Raw genomic sequence first — 21,509 nt, 5'->3', positions numbered from 1 at the left:
CAGGGACACCGCGTGCTCCCGTCCGCCTCCGCCCGCTTCGCGGATCTCCAGCCGGTCCAGGGCCTGTCCGGCCCGTTCGCCGCCGCCGAGGCGGGTCAGAAGGCCGCGGGCCTCGTCGTGCAGGGCGGACAGGGTGCCGTCGAAGCGCCGCCGACGGTTTTCAGCCTGCCGGCAGGCCGGGCTGCAGTGCGCGGTGTGCCGGCCTGTGGCCGCCCGTGGCAGCGCCCGTCCGCACCCCGGCCGGGCGCAGACGGGGACGGTGGAAGGTTCCGTCACGAGGCGCATCGTGACGGAACGTCGGGCTCCGTGCAACGGTCCTGGGCGGTGTGGCGGCCAGGAGCCTCTGTCCCGTATCAGATGATCTTGACCGATCGCCAAACGATCTTGACCGGTGGGCTCCGGGGTGGGGGTCGCTACAGGGGGGAGTAGGTCTGGTACTTGCCCTGCAGGGATGAGGTGGCTGCGTCGGCGACATCGGCCCGGGGGCCAGCTGCGCACTCCTGGAGGAATCCCTGAACGCGAGGGCCCGTCCATCCTGCTGCGGCTGCCGCGGCCCAGAAGCGGAGTCCGTCGTGGGGATCCAGCGGCGCGAGGACGTCGAGGACGTGGTCGATCGTGGCCGCGTCCAGGGGGAGTCGTTGCATGGCGACGGAGCGCAGGGCACCGTCGGCGAGCATCGGAGTGCCGGCGTCCAGGCACCAGCGCAGTGCATCGGCTGTCTCCTCAGGGGCGCTCAGTCGGACGATGGCGTCGCCGAGCGCGACGTACGCCATGGTGGCCTTGAAGGGGTGCTGGGCGAGATCGCGGAGAAGGCCGAGAGCGGGCCGGTGGCCGGACACCCCGAGCGCCATGACGATCTGGTACTGGGTCTCCCATGTGCGGGCATCGCGGATCTCCCGCTGGAGAGCCTCCAGCAGCGCCGGGCCCGCAGCCGGGTCGGCAAGCCGACGCAAGCGCGATGCGGCGGAGCGCCGCTTGGGCGAGAGCCGGTGACCAAGCTGCGCCACGGCTTCATCCAACGTCAGTGCCATCCTGCTCCCCTTCTCGGCGACTGCACCTTCGGCGGCAACGTATGCCCTTGCCCTGACACGACGGTGCAGCTCCGCACAGCGGACTGTCTCCGCCGCCGACCAAGATCGGGCGGTGGCCCACTGCCCGAAATCGCCGCATGGAGACGTCAAGATCGTTTGGCAAATGGTCAAGATCATTTGACACGGGACAGCCTCTCGTCAACCGGCCGGGCTTCGTGTTTGTCCCGTCGCAGGCGATCTGGTCCCCATCTCAGTTGATCTGGTCCGATTCGCTCGGCGTCTCAGTTGATCTGGTCCGTGCGCGGGGAGCTGTCCGGTCTCACCGTCAGGCGAGTGCCGCGCGGGCCAGGACGCACAGCTGGGTCCGGTCGTCGATCACTTGCGCCGGGGCACTGTAATAGGCGTGCACCACGACCGCGCGGCCCGCAGCACGGTAGGTGAACGATGTGGACCCGGCTCCTCGTAGGAGGGGCGCGTCGCGTCGTCGACACGGAGGTAGAGCGTGTCCATCACGATCGCGAACTGGATGCCGTGGCTGCGCAGTGCCCGGCCGCCGAAATGGCGGTGGACGGTGACCTCGCCGAGCGGCGCCAGCTGATCGGCGACATGCTCGGCGAGGCTGCGGGATCCGCTCACGCGGGGAGGAAGAACCCGGTGATGTCGGCGAGCCGGCCGTGACGGTGGAGCGCGGTGCTCACGCCCGCCATGGCGGGTTCGTCCTGCTCGCCGAGCTGGGTCCACCGTGCGAGCGACCGGTCGTGGTGCTCGACCACCTCGTCGATGCGGAACCGGTGACCGGGGAAGGCTGCGGCGAATCCGGCCATGTAGGCGGCCAGCTCGGTCAGCCCGCCCACCTCCGTGCCCGGGTCCCGATAGGCGACGTCTTCGACCGCGACCGCGCCGAGTGCGGCGAGCTGCTCGGCGGGGTCGGCCGACCAGCACGCGGCATAGTTCGTCCAAAGCTGCTGTGAGTCGCTCATCGCTGTCCTTCTTTGTCGGAGCCGATCGACGCCATCGCGCCATCGGTGATGGTGTGCAGTTTCGTACGGGGCGTGCCGGCCCGGACCAGCACCAGCAGGCCCTGATAGAGCGCCAACAGCCGGGCTGCCGACACCTCGACGTCCAGATCCGCCGACAGCAGGCCCAGAGCGCGGGCGCGCGTCAGCGCGTCGGCGAAGCCGGACTCGATCGCCTTCAGTCCTCGGCGCACTCCTGCGGCGGCCTGCGAAACGGTGAAGGACTCCACCGCGGTGTTGGTGAGCAGACATCCCGGATCGCGTTCGAGACCGGTCTCGAACGCCGAGGTGAAGAACGACCGGATGCCGGCCACAGGATCCGGCTGCTCCAGGAGATGGGCCCGGACGCGACCCTGCACCACCTGGTCGTTGTAGGCGTCCAGCGCAGCGCAGAACAGGCCCTCCTTGCTCTGGAAGACCCGGTACAGGCTGCCCGGATGCAGCCCGGTCGCCTCCTCGATGTCCCGCACCGAGGCCCCGAGGTAGCCGCGGCGACGGAACAGTCGCATGGCACCGGCCAGTACCTCCGTCTGATCCCAGACCTGCTTGCGCCCCACCGAAACTCCCGTAGTTGAACGATTGCTCACAAAAATAGCACGCCTGCGCGGCGGGTCAGTCCCGTCGCTCCCCCTCGCCGCGTTCTTCGATGCGCGAGAGCAGCCGGACAGCCTCGCCAGGATCTTCGGTGACTACCAGTCGTGGCTGACCGCCCAGCCCTGGTTCCGGTTCGAAACCGCGCCACCGGACCAGATCAACCGAGACAACACCCGGCGTCCAACCGCCCAGGACCAGATCACTTGAGATCCTCGGCCGCCCGGCGTCTCAATTGATCTGGTCGCCGCAGGTCGCAGCCCTACCTGCAGACCAGATCAATTGAGACGGGACAGGAAGGGACTGTTCACCGCCCACGGGAGTACCGTCCTCGGCATCGACGGCGCGGTCAGCCACAGCGCCGACGGTCGGCGGCCCGGGCGACCTCGTCGGCCGGTGCGCGGCGGGCGTCACGCCAGGACCCGACGGCCCCGGGCGGGGTAGGGCGACGGGACGGGTAGTTCGGCGCAGAATATATGTTCGATCATATGCTGTGAGCTGGGCGAACGTCAGATGATCAAGGCTCTACGCCGCCTCGATCCGCGTGGCCGCGGCTTCGCGCTGAAGGCGTCGGGCGGTCTTGCGGTCCGGCGGGGCGCGCCGTGCATCGCCGGCGCGGTCCCTTGTGCGGCTGCCGTGTCAGGAGTGGGGTTCGAGGTAGTCGTGGATCGCGTCGCGGTTGCGGGTGAGGCAGTCGATGCGTTCGTTGAGCTGGTCCAGTTCGCGCCGCAACAGGGTGGTCAGTTCTGGCCCCGGGGCGGCCGGGAGCGTCACCGAGCCGTGCAGGCAGGGGATGACCGAGCGCAGGGCGCGCGTCGACAGGCCGGAGTCGAGCAGCCCGCGGATCTGCTGAACGCACCGGACCGCGTTGTCCGGGTAGCTGCGGTAGCCGTTGCCCTCCTCCCGGACGGGGTCGAGCAGGCCCTGTTCCTCGTAGTAGCGCAACAGCCTCGGGCTCACCCCGGTGCGCCGGGACAGCTCACCGATCCTCATGTGCGCCACCTCACCCAGCCGGGATTGACTTTCACATCGATGTCAGAGTTCTAGCGTCCCAGCCATGGCGAAGACAGCACAACCCTCCTCCTGTTCCTCTTCCTCCTCCTCTCCCGTTTCCCCGGCTCCCGTGGGCCCTGCCCCGGGCTGGCCCGTCGGCGGGCTGCTGAGCCTGTCGGCGGCGGTGTTCCTGGCCCTGACCACCGAGATGCTGCCGGCCGGGGTGCTCCCGTCGGCGGCCCGCGATCTGGGGGTGTCCGAGGATGCGGCCGGACTCCTGGTCACGGCGTTCGCCTATGCGATGGCGCTCGGGGCGATACCGCTGACGGTGCTCACCCGGGGCCTTCCCCGGCGCCCGCTGACGGTCGCCCTCATGGCGGGGTTCGCGGTGGTCAACGTGCTGACGGCGGTCTCCGGCAGCTTCGTGCTGACCGTCGTGGCGCGGGCGGGCGGCGGTCTGCTCGCCGGGGTGTTCTGGTCGACGGCCGCGGCCTACGCGGCCCGGCTGGTGGCCCCCGAGCGGGTCGGCCGGGCGGTGGCGATCGTGTTCGCGGGCCAGGCCCTCGCGCTGACGGCCGGCCTGCCGCTCGGGACGGCTGTCGGCTCGGCGGCCGGCTGGCGGGCGGCCTTCGGCGGTCTGGCCGTGCTCGCGCTGCTGCTCGCCGTGCTGGTGGCGCGCTCTCTGCCCGCGCGGCCCGGGGATCGGGCACGGGGTACGACGCGGGTGGCCGCAGTGCTGCGCACGCCCGGGGCCATGGTGGTCTGCGGTACGACGTTGGTCGTGATGTTGGGGCAGTTCGCGCTCTACACGTACCTCGCACCGCTGTTGGAGCGCGCCGGGCTCGGCGGGTCCGCGATCGGCTGGGCGCTGCTGGCGTACGGCGCGGCGGGCGCGGCGGGCGTCGGAGCGGCCGCGGCACTGGTGGACCGCCGTCCGCGTGCGGCGGTGCTGGCTGGGCTCGGCCTGCTGACCGGTGCCGCGCTGCTCCTCGCGGTGGCGGGACGCTGCGCGCCGGTCGTGCTGGTGGCCCTGGCCGTGTGGGGTATGGCGTTCGGGGCGCTGCCCACGCTGCTGCACGCGGCGGTGGTGCGGGCGGCCCCGGCCGCCCCCGAGGTCGCCGATTCCGTGCTCAATTCCGGGTTCAACATCGGCGTCGGCACCGGTGCGGTTCTCGGTGGCCAGATCCTCGCTCGGGCCGGGATCGGGGCGGTGCCGTGGACGGCGCTCGCCCTGGTGGTCGTCGGCGCGGCCGCGGCGCTGGCGGCCCGCCGGACGGGGTTCCCCGAGCTGCGGGCGGCAGAGGCCGGCTGAGAACAAGCATTCAGGTCGTCACCGGCCTCGAAGAGCTCGGCCGCGGCCCGGTCCGGTGGAGGCCCTGGGAGGACGACCGGGACGGCGCCGTGCTGCTCGGCGTGCAGCTGGTCTGGAGCCCGGACCGCCGGCGGGGCCCGGTCTTCCCGCTCCAGCTCGTCGTGGAGTGGGACAGCACGGGCGGCTGGTCGTATGCCCTGGAGCAGGCCGAGGACGGCCCGCGGACGTCGCTGACGGCGTCGGCCGACGCCGAGGCGGCGGCCGTGCCCGGGGCAAATGGTGACGAGGCGTCATCAAAGTCCCCAGGCATAGCGGTTGTACGGTCGGGTCAGCTCCGCGTGGGGGTGCTTGCCTGTGCTTGACGGGGGATGACGTGGCCCGGATCGACCCGATAGCCCGGGCACAGGCGATGCGGGAGCGCGGCACTGATCCGCAGGTGCCCTATCCGGGGGCAGACAAGCCCTGGGCGGGGATCTGCCAGACGTGCCAGCAGGAGACGAGGTCGTCCTACACCAGCGTGGTCACCAATGGGCAGGGGGCGTGCTTCCACTGCGGGCAGCGCAAGAGTTCCCAAGCGGCAGCCGAGAAGCGCCGCGTCAGCTCCGAAGTGGCGGAAGGGGTCGTCCGCGCTGTCGGCGCCGAACCGCTGGAGCCCTTCCCCGGGACCCATGCAGTCTGGCGCTGCCGCTGCCAGGCGTGCGGCAGGGAGATCGACGTCTGGTACTCGAGTGTGGCCTACGCCGGCAACGGGGCCTGCCTCTATTGCTCCGGCACCATGCGCATACCGGATGAAGAAGCACGAGCCGAGATGCTCGCACTCGGGCTCGAACCCCTGGTCGCTTACCCCGGGTTGAACTCCAAGTGGCGCAGCCGCTGCCTGAACTGCAAGAAGACTGTCGACCCGACTCTCTCCAACGCCCGGAAGACGAAGTCCAAGTGCCGCTACTGCGCACAGCGGGCAACTGATCCCGAGACCGCGGTCTCGATCATGGAGGACGCCGGGCTGCGGCCGCTGGAGCCGTTTCCCGGGAGTGTCACAGCGCCCTGGCCAGCTGAGCACGAGGCATGCGGGAAACGAGTCGAACCCACACTGGACAAGGTCATCCAACGCAGGCGGGCTCCCTGCCAGCACTGCGCAAGATTCGGATTCAAGCCGGACCAGCCGGGCTACCTCTACCTCCTGGTCCACGAGGAGTTCGGCGCAGGGAAGATCGGGATCTGCAACGAGAACGGTGAGCGGATCCGTGCGCACGAGCGGAAGAGCTGGACGCTCGTACACCAGCAACTTCTCCCGGGCGCGCTCGCGCTCGGCGCAGAGCAGCTAGTCCTCGACCGGTGGGCCCGATTGGACTTGGCGTACGGCGTGGCGAAGTCGGATATGCCTCAACGCGGTTGGACCGAGACGGTCGCCCTGATCGATCGGGATGAGGAGCGCCTGCGCCAGGACTTCGTCTGGGCTGTCGCAGTGGCGTCCGGGCAGTTGACCTGAGAAGCCCCATCCGCCGCCGCTACGCCACCCAGAGCTGAACTGAAGACGTCAGGCCTGCCACCGCTCGGCACCGACTGGCCACCTCATCCCCACCCATTGGGACAAGGCGGTTGCCATGGCTACCGGGTCCATGCCCGCCGCCGAGCGCGACCGATCCGAAGGCTGGGGCGTGCGAGTGACGGCCTGTCAGTTCGACAGGTTGGCTCTTATGTCTTCAAGGCGTTCGAGGAGCCTGTCGAACGCGGGCCTTGCCACGGCAGCGAACCTGTCCAAGTCCTTTTGGTGGCCGGCCCGACGCAGGGCCTGGATGTCTTCGAGGATCCCGCTGAGGCCCTGATGAATCCGGGCGAGAGCTGTCAGGAGCAGGTAGGACGGCTGCTCGGTGGCTTCCACGATTCCCGCGGCGGCACGGGCCACTTCGAGCAAGCCGCTGGTACTGAGACCGGCCTGTCGGGCGACGCGATGGTCTCGGTGTAGCCGCCTTGAGGCAGTTGTTCCCGGCGAAGAGTCTCGCGCGCCCCGCAGGCCCGCAGGAAGGCCAGGACGGCCTGCTCCGCGATGAGGGCATGCCGGCTGTGGTCGAAGGGAATCTCGGCTGTTGTGCGCCAGCCGTGCCGTGCGTGCACCCGAACGCGGCTGGTGCGGCTTGCCTGGCTGGTGATGCCCACCTTGAGTGCGTCCAGTTCGACGCACTCGGCGATGTAGAGCACAGCACCGCCGCCCGCCAGTGTGTGGAAGTTCCGTCCCTGGATTGTGCCATCTTCTGTCGTCGCGGCAGACATCCCGCGATCGTGTCGGATGGAGCTGACAGTCCAGTGCACGCGTGACCGCGCCCGGGGGGAGAGCGCGGGGAGGAACGGGCAACGAGCCGGGGTCGGCGACCAACTGATCGAGCGCAGGTGGCGTTAACGGCTGAAGTGGCCCCACCTTTCCGGTTCGAGTTGGCCCCACTGCGTGGATCGCGGAGCGATGGTTCCGGCTTGAAGTGGCCCCGGCTTCCGGCTTGGAACGGCTCCGGTTCACTGTGACGGGGCGCCAGGTGGCTTGCCGTGGGAGAGAATGCTCGGCATGACGACTTGAAGAGCACCGGCCAAGCGGCAGCACTGGCTCAAGGTCGGGACCTGGGACACGGCCTCCGATGGGGACCGACGGATCTGTGCCGCGTGCGGAACGTCTGTCCGCTCGTACCAGTTCCGTTTCCATCCGCCCGAGTCCTCCATGTTCGAGCGGTGTATCGGGCTCTCGTGGTGTTCCGGCTGCCGGATCTACTCCGGCAACATGGTGCACGTTCCCCGGAAGCAAGTCCTTGTTGACGTCCTGGCCTCGCTTCCCCGTGAGCAACGGGAACGGCTTGAGCGTTCCGAGACACGGCTGATCGAGTTCCTGGACCGTCAGGCCCGCGGCGGCAGGATGTAGCCCTCTGCTGGATCAGCGGATCTTCGCCTGCTGCTGCTTGGCCTTGGTCTGGGCGAGGCGGTAGGACTCGGTGCCGGTCTCGATGATGGTGCCGTTGAAGGTGAGCCGGTCGACGATGGCCGCGCAGAGCCGCGGGTCGGTGAAGGTCCTGGTCCAGCCCCCGAACGATTCGTTCGAGGCGATCGCGACACTGTTCTTTTCCTCCCTCTCGGTCAGAACCTGGAACAGCATCTCGGCGCCGCGGCGGTCCAGTTCGAGATAGCCGAGTTCATCAATGCAGAGGAGGTCGACACGGCCGTAACGAGCGATGGTCTTGGTCCATGGGCTGCCGGAATCGGCCTTCCGCAGCCAGTTCTATCCCGCACGTCAGGTGCCGCCTGGTAGGTCCTCTACGCAGTCGGAAGGAAGACCTGGCTGATGCTGCCCTTGTTGACCGGATCCTCCGACCTGTCACTGTTCTCGTCATGGCCGAGACTGCATGCTGTGCCGGTCGGACCCGGTGGCGCGGACCATACCCGTGGCCTGGGCGGGGACCCGTCAGAGCGGAAACGGGCCCTGGGGCATGTACCGTCAGCGGGTGCCGTTTATCGGCTCGACGTGACCGGAGGCGTGCCGGTTGACGGTCTGAATCAGGGCAGCGGCCGAGAGACCGACGAGGACTTCAAGGGGCGCGCGGCGTTGCCGCGCGCCCCTTTTTCGGCATCCCAAAAGAGACGTGTGTAGTATTTGGTTATGTCGTACTGTTTGGGGGTTGTTTCGTGAGGATCAGCATCGGCGGCGAGCGGGTCGAGGTGCACGACGACCTCGCCCGGGCGCTGCTCGCGGCGCTGCGTGACGAGCAGCCAGTGAAGCCGCCGCAGGCCTCTACCTTCGATGACCTGACCGCTCTGGTGGACTGCATCAGCCGGGTCACCCAGCGCCTGACCGTGGTCAAGGAGTTGGCGATGTCCCGCGCGGACGCCACCGGCAGCTACTCCAACCGCCGCGCACTGGGCGTGGCCGCCGGCATGGCGCCCTCACAGCTGGGCCGGGTGCTGGAGGGTCACGGGCTGCCGCGCGACCGCCGCGCCGGCGGCGTGGACCTGGCCGTTGCGTTCCGCACCACCGACGACGGCGTGCTGCACCTGGCCGCCGAGGAGGACGTGGCTGGCTTGCCCTCGTTCGCCCTGCCGTTCAACCCCGCGCAGGGCGTGGTGGAACCGACCCAGTTCGCCGGCCGGGAGCTCGAGTTCTACTACCGGCCCCAGGTCCCGATCGCGGTGGCAGACCTCGGGCGCACCGCCGGCTACACCCTGCGCCACGCTGAGCAGGGCCTGATTGCCTGCCTCACCGAGCGGGTCTTCGACGCTTTGTTCGGCGATCCGCGGATCGACCCGACCCGACCCAACGGACGCTGAGGAGCGACACACCGATGTCGGATGACCTGTTCAACTCCGTCGACGCCTTGCTGGCGGCCGTGAACACCGGCCTGCCGGTCCCGGCCGAGCGGGTGCGGCTACGCCTGGCGGCCGGTCTGACGCCCGCGCAGATCGCCGCAGCTCTGCGGGTGGACTTGGCCCAGGTGTTGGGCTGGGAGGACGGCAGCGCCGTCCCGGGCCAGGACATCGCCCCGGCCTACGCGCGGCTGCTCGCGGGCCTGGCGGAGCGTTTCCCCGCGCCCGAGCAGCCCGCCGCTCCGGTCTCGTCGGTGCCGCAGGCGTTCACCGCTCCGGCGCCCGTCCAGGAGGCCGCTGACGGCCTGGTGGTCCCGGTGCTCGATCAGAACCCGGACGGCTCGCTGGTGATGGGTCCGGCGGCGCCGTGCGTGCAGTGCGGCCAGCCCTCCGTGTACCGCGCCCAGGGCCGCCCGATGCACCTGGGCGGGTTCTGCCGCCCCGCCGCCCCGGCGCCCGAGGCCGCCGTGGTCACCCAGCAGCCCGCCCTGCAGGCTCCGGCTCCGACTGCCCCAGCGCCCGTCGCCGCCCCGGCTGCGCCCGCAGCTGCTGCTGCTTCCGTCGCCTCGGTGTCGGTCCGGCCCGCGCCCACCGCGTCCCCGGCCCCGTCGGCCAGGCCGTGCCCGGCGCCGGCCCGCACCGCTACCCGCCCGGCGGCGCAGCGTCCCACCGGTCCGGCTGCTGCCCCGCGCTGGTGGCCGATGGTCGCGCTGGACGCCGCTGAGGACGGCACCTGGGCGCTGGACATCCCGGGCTTCCCGGCCCCGGCCGGGCCGAAGCTGGGCGACTGGTTCGCGTGGCTGGGCACCGGGCTGCCGCTGCGGGTCGAGCGCGCCCACGCGGCCGGGCGCGGCGGCGACGGCATGGTCTGCCTGACCGCCGGTACGCTCAAGCAGCTCGGCCTGCCCGCCGCCCTGCCGACAACCGAGAAGGCCCTGACCGCGCTCCAGGCCAAGCTGGCCAAGGCCGCCGCCACGGTGGGCATGGAGATCAGCGACCAGATCGGCCCGAGCTTCCACGCCTTCCGCCGAGCCGGTTCGGCTGGCGGCCCGAAGACCTCGGTGCGGGTCACGGTGGCGCCGTGGCTGGGCCAGGGCGACGGTCGTCAGCAGGCCGTCAGCGCCCTCGCCGCCCCGCTGGCCACCGCCCCCGACGGCACCAAGGACGGGCTCACCCTGGCGCGCCGCTACCGGGCCTTCACCGCCGACCTGGGCGTCGCGCCGGGGGCCACGACCGCCTCCACCGCGATGCTGCTCCTGGATGCGGTGCGCCCGCGCGTGGAGTGGGTCAAGGACCAGGTGACGGGGGAGTGGTCCTCGCACCCGCGCGAGGGCGCCCTGCCCTCGGGTGACCTGTGCGTGCCGCCGGCCGCCGGCGCCCGGCACCCGCTCACCCGCGAACTCCGCAGTAAGGGGGAGGCGGTGTGCGAGGAGGAGGACTACAAGTGGTGGGCCCGCCCCCTCACCGATGAGGAGGCCCGGCGTCCGTGGGCGGTCGCGGTCGACGTCTGCGCCAGCTATCTCTCGGTCACCGACTCCCTGCGCCTGCCGGTTGGCCCGTACAAGTACGTGGAGAACCCGGCCTGGGACGGCGGCAAGACCGCCGGCCTGTGGTGGTGCGACTTCACCGGCATCGAGGTCGATCCCCTGCTGCCGCACCCGGCGACGTTCCACGGCCAGGCGCCGACCGGCCCGGGCTGGTACGCCACCCCCACGGTCGCCTACATGGCCACCACCTACGGCTTCGACCCGTCCACCGTCACCGCCGCCTACCTGGCCGCTCACACCGCGCCGCTGCTCAAGGAGTGGACCGGTCGGATCCGGGGCGGCTACAAGCGGACGTACGCCGACCTCGGCCTGGTCGACGGCCAGGCCCCGGAGGAGTTCCTGGCCGCCTACGCCGTCCACAAGGACGTCGGCACCGACCCGGTCCGCGCGGACGCCCTGGTCCTCGCGGGCGCCTACAAGAACGTCTACAAGGGCGGGATCGGCAAGTGGGCCGACAGCGCCCGCCACCTCGACGACCAGGTGTGGCTGGAGAAGGCCGCCGCGTCCTGGTCTTACGACCCCGCGCTGCGCTTCCAGGTCATCGCCGCCGCCCGCATCGCCGCCCACCGCCGCCTGCGCAAAACCCTGCTCCTCACCGGCCGGGCCCCCTTCGCCGTCAACGTCGACAGCTACCTGTACGCCGCCGACGCCCCGTCCCCGCTGGAGCTGCTCCCGGTCAAGGACGACGGCACCCCCGTCCCCGGCGCGCTGCGCCTGGGCATCGCCCCGGGCAGCCACAAGCACGAGTCCTCGATCTCGCTCACGGCCGTGGTCGAGGCGATGGAGCGCCGGGAGCACCCCTCCAAGCTGGTCCACCACTACACCACCGACGGCACCCCGATCGACCAGGAGCAGCCCGGCACCGACGGGGCCGTCAGCACTGGCAACGACGATGAGGAAGGCGGCAACTGATGGCGGGCGGGTTGTTCGGCCGGGTACGCGAGGCCATGTTCCCCTCCCGGAAGGCACCGGTGCAGTCCACGACGCGGGCCGGCCAGGTGCGGGACCGCAAGTACGGCGGGAACACCAAGGCCATGGCCGCCGCCTACGGCGTCGCCCCGCGCACCGTGCTGCGCTGGATCGACGGCACCCGCCACCCCACCAAGCAGCAGAACGTCGACCAGCTCCAGCGCGAGGCCGTCGACGTTCAGACCACCGAGCGCGGCCGCGGGCGCAAGGCCAAGCAGCTCGCGCAGCGCGGCACCGTCTCCGGGATCGGCGCCCGGGTCGGCCGCACCGTCAGCTTCGAGATCCGCGGCTCGGACGCCGTCCGTGCCCGCGACATCCACCTGAACCTGACGGGCGAGCAGGCCGCAGCCCTGGCCCTCGCCGAGGACGAGGACGAGGTGCGCGGAATCGTCGGCCAGGCCCTCGCCGACTACTTCAACGGCGGCGCCGGCTACGGCGGCTTCGGCCGGGACGACTTCGACTTCGACCCCAACGACTTCGACCTGAACTGACCCACCACAGCGGTGTCATCGCAAGGCTGGAATGAGGCTGGGATGAGGAAGGCCCCGCTCTGGCGTGGCCTTCCCTCTTGCCCGGGCCCTCGGGATGCTGGGCCGCTGGCTCCCGTCCGGCCGTTAATGCTCATCGACGGCGCCGAGGGCGGCTCCGTCGTTCCCGCCATCGCCCCATGACCGGGGCTCCCGCTGCGTCCGCCGGTACCCACGGCGGCGAAGAAAGCCCAATCGTGGTACGTGGAGTGGTCGGTGGAGCACTGCAGGAACGCCCCCGAGCCTCCTCCGCCATCGGGAGCCCTGAGAAGAACATCGGACATCGGGAAACCGCCCACCACCGGGACGGCCCTGGAATGATGAATCACCACATCGCAACAGATCGGCAAGGGGACGAATGGGCCTGCACATTTCGAGGATCGAGATACGCAACTTCCGCAACTTCCAGCACCTCGTCATCGACGACTTCCCTGCCCACGCCGTGATCGTCGGTGAGAACGGCGTCGGCAAGTCGAACCTGCTGGAAGCGGTCCGCCTGGTCCTCGACCCGTCTCTGTCCGATGCCCGGCGCATACTGCGCGAGGAAGACATCTGGGAAGGGCACCCCGCAGGCCTTGCCGGCGGAGCCGAAGTGATCATCGTGGTCGAGCTGCGAGGCTTTGACGACGATGCTGACGCCAAGAGCATCCTGTCCAGCGCCATGGTGGACTACGACCCATACGTAGCCCGGCTGACCTACCGCTTCGCCCCTCGAACGGAAGTGGCAGCCGCTGAGGGCTCCCAGGTGCAGGCCACCGGCCGGCCGCTTACCGCGAAGGACTACGACGTCGTCGTCTTCGCCGGCGACCGGGAGACCAACGACGTGCGCGCCATCCGCCGCGAAGTGGCCCTGCGCGTCCTCCCGGCCCTGCGTGACGCCGAAGGAGACCTGCACAACTGGCGGCGCAGCCCGATGCGGGATCTCCTCGAACGGCTTCCTCTGGACCCCGTGAACCTGGAAGCCACCGCGTCGGCGATCGCGACCGCTGTCGACCAGCTCACCAAGGACGGCAACGTGGTCAAGCTGGAGGGGCACCTTACGGACCGGCTGGGAGCGATGTTCGGGCCGCGCCTGGCGGTCCAGCCCACCCTCGGCTTCGCCTCCTCCAAGCCGGACGAACTGATCCGCGCCGTACGCCTGTTCTTCGACACGGCTCGCCGCAGGAGCATCTCCGACACCAGCCTTGGCAGCGCCAACGTCATCTACCTCGGTCTGCTGCTCGAAGCCCTCAGCCAGCAGCGAATAGACGAGGAATTCATCGCCACCCTGGTCGCCGTGGAAGAACCCGAGGCCCACCTCCACGTCACCCTCCAGCGGCACCTCTTTCGGTACCTGCTGCGCACAGGGCCGTCGCTCATCCTCACCACCCACAGCCCGCACATCGCCGCCGTCGCCCCGGTCCGCTCCTTCATTGTCCTGCGCGCCACAGAGAACGGCACGACCGGAGCCACCACAGCCGCCCTCCCAGTCAGCAGCAAGGAAGCCGCGGACCTGGAGCGCTACCTCGACGTCAGCCGCGCCGAAGTCCTCTTCGCCTCCGCCGTCGTGCTGGTCGAAGGACTGGCCGAGCTGTACATCCTCCCAGCTCTGGCCGAAGCCGCCAGCTTCGACCTCGATGCCTACGGCACCGTGGTGGCCAGTGTCCACGGCACCGACTTCAAGCCCTACCGGGCGCTCCTGGGCCCGAAGGGCCTCGACACCCCCCACGTGGTCATCACCGACGGAGACGCCGCCCGCGACAAACGCGATGTGCGGGAAGCCGGCCTCAAGCGAGGCGCGAAACTCCACCCCGAGGCAGCCCGCCGCACGACCCTCCTGGCCCAGATTGCCGTCCTGCCGGAAACCGGCGCAGCCGACTACCGGACGACCCGCGATCCCCTCGCCTCAGAACTCCAGGACCTCGACATCTACGTCGGCGCCCAGACCCTGGAAACCGACCTGTGCCCCATGTTCGGCGAGGAGATTGTCCAGGCCTTCAAGGAGCTGAACGGCAACACCACCGCGATCGACGACGTGAGCCGCGGGGTCGCCAACGAGCTGGCCACGATCATCGACCCCGAGCTGCGGAAGAAGATGCTCAAGCGGATCGGTGACCTCGGCAAGGGCCGTTTCGCACAGCGCCTCGCCGAGCACATCGCCCAGGTCGACCTGGGCGCCCGGATCCGCTCCGAAGCTCAGATCGAGGACGATGTCCCGCTGGACGAGCACGCCCTGCGCCGCCTGGGCACGGCTTCCTACCTCTTCCTGGCCATGGAACGCATCAGTCTCGCGGCCCGCGGAACCTCGCTGGTCACCGGCCCCACGGCGCCGCCAGCCAACGGACAGGGCAGTGATGCAGGTCAGTGACACTCTTCTCGCGGAGCTCGACAGTCTGCACGCTAGGCAGCGGACCGCCGTTTTCCACGACGGCAACGTCGTCCTGCGAGCCGGGCCCGGAAGTGGGAAGACGCGCACCCTCGTTGCCCGGATCGCCTACGTGCTCCAGACTCAGATCTCGGCCTTCCGCGGCGTCGCCTGCATCACCTACACCAACGCGGCGGCCGAGGAGATCCGCCGCCGCGTTCTCCGCAGCGGCGTACGTGCCGAAGGGCGCATCACCTGCTCCACCGTGCACGCCTTCTGCCTGAACGAGATACTGCGCGCCTTCGCACATCTGACCGGGCAGCCGGCGCCCCAAGCCGGACACGTCCTCAACAAGGCGGCCACCGAAGCGCTCCTGCAGCGCTGCTTCGACCAAGTCGGCATCGCCGAGGTCCTCGCCCAACACCGCATGCCCCAGAGCACCCGAATCCGCCGAGCCCTGGCCTGCAACGAGAACCTGGACAGCTTCGACCCGCGGGAAGTCCAGGCAGCACGCCTCTACGAGGAACAGCTCACCCTCCGAGGCGTGATTGACTTCGAGGCCATGGTCACCCGGGCGGTGCACCTCGTCAGGGAGCACGCACACGTCCGCGACCTCCTGCGCGCCCGCTTCCCCCACCTCGTCGTCGACGAGTACCAGGACCTCGGCGGAGTCCTCCACGAACTCGTCCTCGCACTGCGCGACCTGGCGGGCATCACCATCTTCGCCGTCGGGGATACCGACCAGGCCGTCTACGGCTTCACCGGAGCGGACGCCAAGTACCTGACCGAACTGGCAGGCCGTGCAGACTTCCGCGACCTTGAGCTCGAAGTCAACTATCGCAGCGGCCAGGACATCATCACCGCCGCCGAAGCCGCCCTCGGACTCCCCCGAGGCCGCCTCGCCCGCGAAGGCGCACCTCCAGGCGATGTCAACCTCGAACAGGTCGAGGGAGGCATCCAAGACCACGCTCGGGTGGCCTGCGACCTTGTCGAACAGGCGCGCAACAGGGGCATCAGCCCCGAGCGGATCGCCATCCTCTACCCCGCTCGCGGTCTCCTGCTCGACGTCGTACGCAACGAACTCACTCGACGCCAACTGGACTTCCGACACGAGGGCGACGACAAGCTGCCAGCAGGCAGTCTCTCCCGCTTCGTCCAGCAGTGCGCAAGCCGCGCTGTCACCAACTACCAGATCCACGTCGCATCCGGCACCGACCGCGCCGACATGCTGCGCCGGACGCCAGCACCGTCCCTGGCCGCTCTGGCCCGCGCCCTCACCACGCTACGCACTGAGGCCCACCTCGCCCCGCCTCCCTCGCGGCTCTTCTTGCCCAGAGCCCTGCAGCTGTGCCTCGACCCTCAGGAGCTCTACCCAGCGGAGGCTCCAGCCGCCGCCTGGCTGGAGAAGTTGCGTGCCAGTTTGGCTCTCGACGAGGTAGCCGCAGGACACCCTGACCAGGACAACACGAGCAGCCTTGACGTACTAGCCAGCCTGTGCAGGTCCAACAATCTTGCGCTGCAGGATCTCTCGCGCGGTGAGGAAGTCGTCGGGAAGGTCCTGCTCGCTACCTACCACGCAGCCAAGGGCCGAGAGTTCGACACCGTGATTCTGCCGGGCCTTCTTCAAGGCATCATTCCGCGTGATGTACCCGCCGGGACGAAGTGGCGGAGGCCGACGGAGACAGAGCTCGCAGAGCAGAGACGCACCTTCTACGTCGCTCTCACCCGAGCTGAGTCGACCGTGACCATGATCGTCGGCCCCGGGTACGAGACCAAGAGCGGATACTGGATATCTCACGGGCCCTCAACCTTCGTGATCGAGATGGCGCGGCGTCTCTCCCCTAGGGAACAAACCTGAGCACAATGGGCGTGTCCAGCCCAGTTTGGGCCGCGGGGTCGGGCGCAAGTACGACGATGCCGTGCTCGTCATCGCCACCTTGTTGGAACTGCTGGCCCGAGCACGGCCCGCTCGGACTCCTCTGCTGGCGCTACGGCCTGTTACTCCCTTACCGACGCCGTCAGGCCGTGCTGCACCTCGATGGCCCATCCACAAGTCAGGCTGCCGCGCCCGCCTGGGACCCAGCCCAAGGACGCTGCGCAGGTAGTTGCGGACGGTGGGCACCTGGGGATCGGGCTGATGCTGGTGTCAGACCCCCGCTCTACCGTCGGGCGCATGCGACATTCCCTGACGGATGCTCAGGCCCGATGGGCGATCGACGAAGTCCGGTCCGGCCGGATGACGCAGACCGCCGTCGCCGCCGCGCTCCAAGCGACCCTGTCCCGGATCAACCAACTCGTCAACGGGAAGACGTACCGGCACCTGCACGGCACTGCAGGCCAGCGGATCACAGACGGAGGCAAGCTGTACGGGCTGGCGGAGACGCCGGAGACCCGCCACTACCGGGAGGCGAGGTTCTGGGACCGGGTCGACATGACCGCTGGCCCTCACGCGTGCTGGCCGTTTAAGGGCGTCACTGGCAACCGGTACGGATTGACCGCAGCTGGCCAGAACCTCGCCGGTTCCACTTGCTCGCATGTCGTCGCCTACACCCTTGCCTGCGGCCTTCCGGCCGCGCCCGACAGGAAGGTACTGCGACACCTGTGCGACTTCAAGCCCTGCTGCAACCCCGCTCACCTACGCCCCGGAACCAAGGGCGAGAACAACGCCGACACCTGGCGCGCCCGCAAGGAGGGGTACACCGGGGCGCGCGAGGTCGCTGATCCGGAGCCGCCCCCGACGGGAGGGTGGAAGATCATTAGCGGAGAGCTGGCAGTGATGCTCCGAGCGTCGGACGAGTCTCGGTTCTGGGCGCGTGTCGATTGCCGCGCAGATGACGAGTGCTGGCCGTGGATCGGCCGCACCCGCAACCACTTCGGGTATGGACAGATGGGGTGGGAAGGCTTCCAGACCGCGCTCGCCCATCGCATCGCCTACGCCATTCACCATGGTCTGAGGCTCAAGGAGATACCCAGTACGACGGTCATCATGCATAAGTGTCCGGACCCGGAGCTGCGGAACAACTGCAACAACCCCAGGCACCTGCAGGCCGGCACCTCTGCTGAGAACATCGCCGACAAGGCGATCCATGGGACCGACTGCCGAGGGGAAACACATCACCTGGGCAGACGATATTCCGATGCTGTGATCCGCAAGATCCGCGAACGGTACTGGCTGGTACCAGAGGTTGAACGCCCCACGATTACGTCCCTCGCCAACGAGATCGGCGCGACGGTGACGGCGGTGTCGAACTGGCTCAAGGGCGACAGCCGCAAGGAAGCGGGCGGCCCGACCGGACCACACCGGCTGACCGGGTCGTCCTAATCGGCCCGCCAGTACTGGGCAGCAGTGTATCGCGACAGCTACGCGCGGCAGGCCCCGAGCGCCAACAAAAAGGGGTGCAACGCGGCCTGTGTTGCGCCCCTGACCTGGGCATCCACATCCCCCGGAGGGCGGCCGGGCCGTGTTGCAGAGGGCGTGTTGCACCCCGCGCCCCGGCCCGCGTCCGGCTATTCCCAGCGCATGCCGAGTTTGGTGAGTCGGGTGGCGCGGTCGGTGGGGATGGTGGCGCGTCTGCTGCGGCTGTTGGCGATGAACAGGCCCAGGCTGACCTCAACGGTGCTCCCGTCGGGCAGCAGCAGCGTCTCCTTGTGCTTGCGGGAGACGTTCAGGTTGCCCTCCCGCTCGCGGTACTGGGCGGCGGCGGCCAGGTTCCGGGCCTCCTTCTCCGCGTGCGTCACCTTCACGGCTGGCCGCTGCTCCGGGGCCAGGGGTTCGAGTCCGAGGACGTGCTCCAGTGCCCACTGCTGGGCCGGGCCGAGCTTGTCCCACCCGGCCTGCTGGGCGCGGCCCCACCCGGCCAGGTCCTCGCCCTGGACGATGATGCTGCCCGGCTCGGCCCCGGCGAGCGTCCCGCGGGCCTTGATGTGGTGCCAGGCGAGGATGAAGCAGCGTTGCCACTCGACCGGCCAGGACGGGCACCACCTCGCGTCGATCTCGTCCAGGGCGGCCTTGCGGTCGGCGCTCAGCGCACCGGTCCAGTCCAACCCGGTCTCCCCGGCCTCGGCCCGGCGCTGGAGCGCCTCGGTGCGGCGTTGGGCGGTGCGCAGGTTCTTCATGATGGTCCCGACCGGCCGCCCGCCCCACACCGCTTCGTTCGGCGGGCAGGCGTGCCCGTGCTCGGCCGCGTAGCCGGCGACCGCGGCCAGGTTGTCGGTGAAGGCGGTGTCGAACGCCGACCACACCATGCCCAGCGCGTCCAGCTCCTTGACCCGCTCGGCGTCCAGGACGTCGGCCGCCTTGTACCGGCGCTGGTCGGCCACCCACACCCCCAGCCGGTGCCCGGACGGCGCCCGGTAGGCGTACGGGACCTTCACGTCACCGAACGTCTCCCGGTAGGCGAGCAACTCCTCCAGGCCCCGCCGGAACTCGGCCCGCTCCGGCTCCAGCACCCGGGTCCGCACGAACGCCGCGATCACCGCCGGATCCCGCTCGGTGGAGAACTGGAGCAGCTGCGCCTCACCGCTGGCGGACCGCAGCGCGTCCGGCTCCCCGGCGTGCCTCGGCGGCCGCGTCTCGGACTGCGGCATCGCGAGGCGCTCGACGGCGGCCGCGTCGTGCGCCCGCAACGCCATCAGCAGCTTGGACAGCCCGTCGTAGGCCCGGGAGGTCAGCAACTGGCTGCCGTTCTCCCCGGCACACAGCAGGACGGGCACCACGATGGTGGCGACCTTGCCGCTGCCCGGCTTCATCCGCAGCGCACGCCCGACGGCCTGGACCAGGTCGACCATCGAGCCGCGCACGTCCGCGAAGAACACCGCGTCGCAGTCGAAGGTGTCCACGCCCTCGGACAGCACCTTGACCGAGGCCAGGATGTACCGCAGCAGCCGCCACCCGTCATCCTTGATCAGGGAGGCGAACGTTCCCAGCACGGCCCGGCGCTCGGCCGGCGTGTGCTCCGCCTCCAGCCACGTCGTCCCGACCAGCGCCGGGTCCGGGTGCAAAGCGGAGTCCTGCTCCCACAGCACCCGCGTCACCTCCGGCAGGCCGGCACTCAGCGCCCGCGCCTCGGCCACCATGTGATGGAAGGACAGCACCCTCGACAGGTCCCACTCCGCACAGGCCGTCAGCAGAGCCGTCTGCAAGGCCGCCAACCGGGCCCCCCGGTACTCCACCGACCGATCACTCGCACCCCGCTGCTCCAGGCCCTGGAGGACCGGGTCGGACACGTCCACGCACAGGATCCGGTACGGGGCGATCACCCCGTCCGAGATCGCGGTCCCCAGCGGGTAGTCATGGGCAACCGGGCCGAACAGCGCCTCGTCGTCCATGCTCGCAATCAGCTCGGCCGCCTCGATCCCGCCCGCCGCCGCCCGCTCCCGATCCGACTCCTTCACCGCCCACAACCGAGCGGTGGCCGTCATGAACAGCCGCCTGTCGCACGGGATGCGGGCGTTGTCCAGGATCGCCGCCCACGGCCGCCCGGCCTGCCCGGACGTGCGGTGCGCCTCGTCCACGATCGCGAGCGAGAAGGCCGGCAGTCCGGCCTTGTGCGCCTTCTCCAGGTGGCCCAGGCCCAGGCTGGCGTAGGTGGCGAACACCGTCACCTTCCCCGGGCCCGCCGTCCACTTCACCAGCTCCGCCGGGTCGGTGGTGCAGCGCAGGCCTACGGGCTGCTCGTTGCCCACCAGCGAACAGAGCCCGACCATCAGCCCGCCGTGGCCCTCGCGCTGCCACACAGAGGCCGTCTGCTCCAGCAGCGGCAGCGAGGGCACGATCACCAGCGTCCGCTCCGAGCGGAGCCGGGAGGCGACGTGAACGGCCGTCAGCGACTTGCCCGCACCCGTCGCCGCCCGGATCTGGCACCGCAGCTCCTCCGGCGGCACTAGACCCGACGCCGGAGGCGTCAGAAGTCGCACTGCCGCGTCGCACGCCTCTTCCTGGTTCAGGCGCAATTTCTTCGCCATCATTACTGTCTCCATTTTCCGGAATTCACGCGACGCACAGGAAAGCCGCTACGGTCTCTTTATAGGGCGCTCCGCTATTCGGCAGGCCCGTTTCCAGCAGCGCCAGATCAGCCTTCGGGCTGCCAGGGGCCCCGCCCGTTGTGCAGGTCATCGGCCAGCTCGTCGTGCAGCGCGTGGGCGCACTTCGTCACCCACTCACTCAGCTCGGCCACCCGCTCGAACTGGGCAATCAGCAGGGGACCGGCGACGGCGAAGCTGTGCGGCTTCTGCTCCATGTCGTTGGCGATGCCCGGGAACATCCGCAGCACCCGCCACAGATCAACCGGCGCCGCCTTCTCCGGCTCCGGCAGCTCAATACCGTCAGCGTCTCGCACGATCACAGCACTCACGATCCATTGAGGAGTCACATCCGGGCCCTTTGAAGAGGCCCAGACCCAGCCGATCCAGCGGGCTCCAGAGCCGCCCGGAGACTGTCCAACAATGCAGAGTCTAGCGGGCTGCTGTCTTTGATTCATGAGAACGGGCGAAGCCCGCCCTGCCACCACCCCAACGAGTGACCCCACCCCATGACCACCCATCACCCAGCCACCCGCTCAAGGCGCGAAGCGCCCCCGCTCACCACCCCAGCCAGCCCGGGCGAAGCCCGGCACCCACCCCACCCCACCAAGGGCCGAAGGCCCCACCCTGACACCCACCCAACTCCGCAGCGAAGCGCGGAGTTGACCCACCACCACCCACGCCCGCGCAGCGCCCGCCACCCTGCCCGATCGGGCGCAGCCCGGTCCGGCCGGCGCAGCCGGCCCGCTGCCCGCGCGCAGCACGGGCCAGCCCTCGGCTTCGCCGAGGGCCCCCGGCCGAAGGCCGGGGCAGTACCGGC

At 69.9% G+C, this 21,509-nt stretch carries 17 protein-coding genes; 8 read left to right on the top strand and 9 right to left on the bottom strand.

All coding sequences use genetic code 11. The features are described from left to right. Positions 1-413: 413 nt before the first annotated feature. From BU198_RS23405 to BU198_RS23385, 5 genes are all read right to left on the bottom strand, one after another. On the bottom strand, positions 414-1,031 hold the full coding sequence (locus tag BU198_RS23405) for a HEAT repeat domain-containing protein (RefSeq protein WP_188298830.1): 618 nt from the start codon (positions 1,029-1,031) through the stop codon (positions 414-416). Positions 1,032-1,406: 375 nt separating this feature from the next. Then, positions 1,407-1,667 carry a TfoX/Sxy family protein gene (locus tag BU198_RS23400; protein ID WP_188298829.1) on the bottom strand — a complete coding sequence of 87 codons (261 nt, stop codon included), beginning with the start codon at positions 1,665-1,667 and terminating at the stop codon, positions 1,407-1,409. After that, positions 1,664-2,011 (bottom strand): nuclear transport factor 2 family protein, encoded by a 348-nt coding sequence (locus tag BU198_RS23395; RefSeq protein WP_188298828.1) that lies wholly within the window; start codon positions 2,009-2,011, stop codon positions 1,664-1,666. Before BU198_RS23395 ends, BU198_RS23400 begins: the two co-directional genes overlap by 4 nt. Further along, positions 2,008-2,604: a TetR/AcrR family transcriptional regulator gene (locus BU198_RS23390; protein ID WP_188298827.1), complete on the bottom strand. Its 597-nt coding sequence runs from the start codon at positions 2,602-2,604 to the stop codon at positions 2,008-2,010. Before BU198_RS23390 ends, BU198_RS23395 begins: the two co-directional genes overlap by 4 nt. A 673-nt stretch (positions 2,605-3,277) precedes the next feature. Beyond that, positions 3,278-3,631: a MerR family transcriptional regulator gene (locus BU198_RS23385; protein ID WP_188298826.1), complete on the bottom strand. Its 354-nt coding sequence runs from the start codon at positions 3,629-3,631 to the stop codon at positions 3,278-3,280. A 130-nt stretch (positions 3,632-3,761) separates the two neighbouring features. Here BU198_RS23385 and BU198_RS23380 point away from each other — a divergent pair, with 130 nt between their 5' ends. Together BU198_RS23380 and BU198_RS23375 are read left to right on the top strand one after the other, a co-directional pair. Next, complete coding sequence (locus tag BU198_RS23380) at positions 3,762-4,943, top strand: MFS transporter (RefSeq protein WP_188298825.1); 1,182 nt, start codon at positions 3,762-3,764, stop codon at positions 4,941-4,943. A 373-nt stretch (positions 4,944-5,316) separates the two neighbouring features. Further along, positions 5,317-6,432: a hypothetical protein gene (locus tag BU198_RS23375; protein WP_188298824.1), complete on the top strand. Its 1,116-nt coding sequence runs from the start codon at positions 5,317-5,319 to the stop codon at positions 6,430-6,432. 356 nt (positions 6,433-6,788) lie between these two features. On the opposite strand, the gene BU198_RS23370 is transcribed toward BU198_RS23375, so the two are convergent. Both BU198_RS23370 and BU198_RS23365 read right to left on the bottom strand, forming a co-directional pair. After that, on the bottom strand, positions 6,789-7,214 hold the full coding sequence (locus BU198_RS23370) for a hypothetical protein (RefSeq protein WP_188298823.1): 426 nt from the start codon (positions 7,212-7,214) through the stop codon (positions 6,789-6,791). A 646-nt stretch (positions 7,215-7,860) separates the two neighbouring features. Then, the gene (locus BU198_RS23365; RefSeq protein ID WP_262987060.1) at positions 7,861-8,196 is read right to left on the bottom strand and encodes an ATP-binding protein; all 336 of its coding nucleotides are present in this window, start codon (positions 8,194-8,196) and stop codon (positions 7,861-7,863) included. Positions 8,197-8,606: 410 nt separating this feature from the next. On the opposite strand from BU198_RS23365, the gene BU198_RS23360 reads away from it, so the two are divergent. From BU198_RS23360 to BU198_RS23335, 6 genes are all read left to right on the top strand, one after another. Continuing rightward, positions 8,607-9,245, top strand: a complete 639-nt coding sequence (locus BU198_RS23360) for a hypothetical protein (RefSeq protein WP_188298822.1) — start codon at positions 8,607-8,609, stop codon at positions 9,243-9,245. Positions 9,246-9,259: 14 nt separating this feature from the next. Continuing rightward, the gene (locus BU198_RS23355) at positions 9,260-11,740 is read left to right on the top strand and encodes a hypothetical protein (protein ID WP_188298821.1); all 2,481 of its coding nucleotides are present in this window, start codon (positions 9,260-9,262) and stop codon (positions 11,738-11,740) included. Positions 11,741-11,799: 59 nt separating this feature from the next. Beyond that, positions 11,800-12,288, top strand: coding sequence for a hypothetical protein (locus tag BU198_RS23350; protein WP_188298820.1), 489 nt, complete (start codon positions 11,800-11,802; stop codon positions 12,286-12,288). A gap of 394 nt (positions 12,289-12,682) precedes the next feature. Next, entirely contained in the window at positions 12,683-14,671 is a 1,989-nt protein-coding gene (locus tag BU198_RS23345) for an ATP-dependent nuclease (protein ID WP_188298819.1), read from the top strand. Beyond that, positions 14,658-16,526: an ATP-dependent helicase gene (locus BU198_RS23340; RefSeq protein WP_223244832.1), complete on the top strand. Its 1,869-nt coding sequence runs from the start codon at positions 14,658-14,660 to the stop codon at positions 16,524-16,526. The genes BU198_RS23345 and BU198_RS23340 overlap by 14 nt, the downstream gene beginning before the upstream one ends. A gap of 315 nt (positions 16,527-16,841) precedes the next feature. Further along, complete coding sequence (locus BU198_RS23335) at positions 16,842-17,990, top strand: HNH endonuclease (RefSeq protein WP_188298817.1); 1,149 nt, start codon at positions 16,842-16,844, stop codon at positions 17,988-17,990. Positions 17,991-18,175: 185 nt separating this feature from the next. Here BU198_RS23335 and BU198_RS23330 read toward each other — a convergent pair whose 3' ends face one another. Beyond that, positions 18,176-20,632 carry a DEAD/DEAH box helicase gene (locus tag BU198_RS23330; protein WP_317620283.1) on the bottom strand — a complete coding sequence of 819 codons (2,457 nt, stop codon included), beginning with the start codon at positions 20,630-20,632 and terminating at the stop codon, positions 18,176-18,178. A 107-nt stretch (positions 20,633-20,739) separates the two neighbouring features. Continuing rightward, the gene (locus BU198_RS23325) at positions 20,740-21,012 is read right to left on the bottom strand and encodes a hypothetical protein (protein ID WP_188298815.1); all 273 of its coding nucleotides are present in this window, start codon (positions 21,010-21,012) and stop codon (positions 20,740-20,742) included. Between the last annotated feature and the right edge of the window lie 497 nt (positions 21,013-21,509).

Source organism: Streptomyces sp. CBMA156 (assembly GCF_014596515.1).
Taxonomy (GTDB): domain Bacteria; phylum Actinomycetota; class Actinomycetes; order Streptomycetales; family Streptomycetaceae; genus Kitasatospora.
The sequence above is the reverse complement of the archived record's forward strand: the minus strand, read 5'-3'. Positions and strand labels throughout refer to the sequence as shown.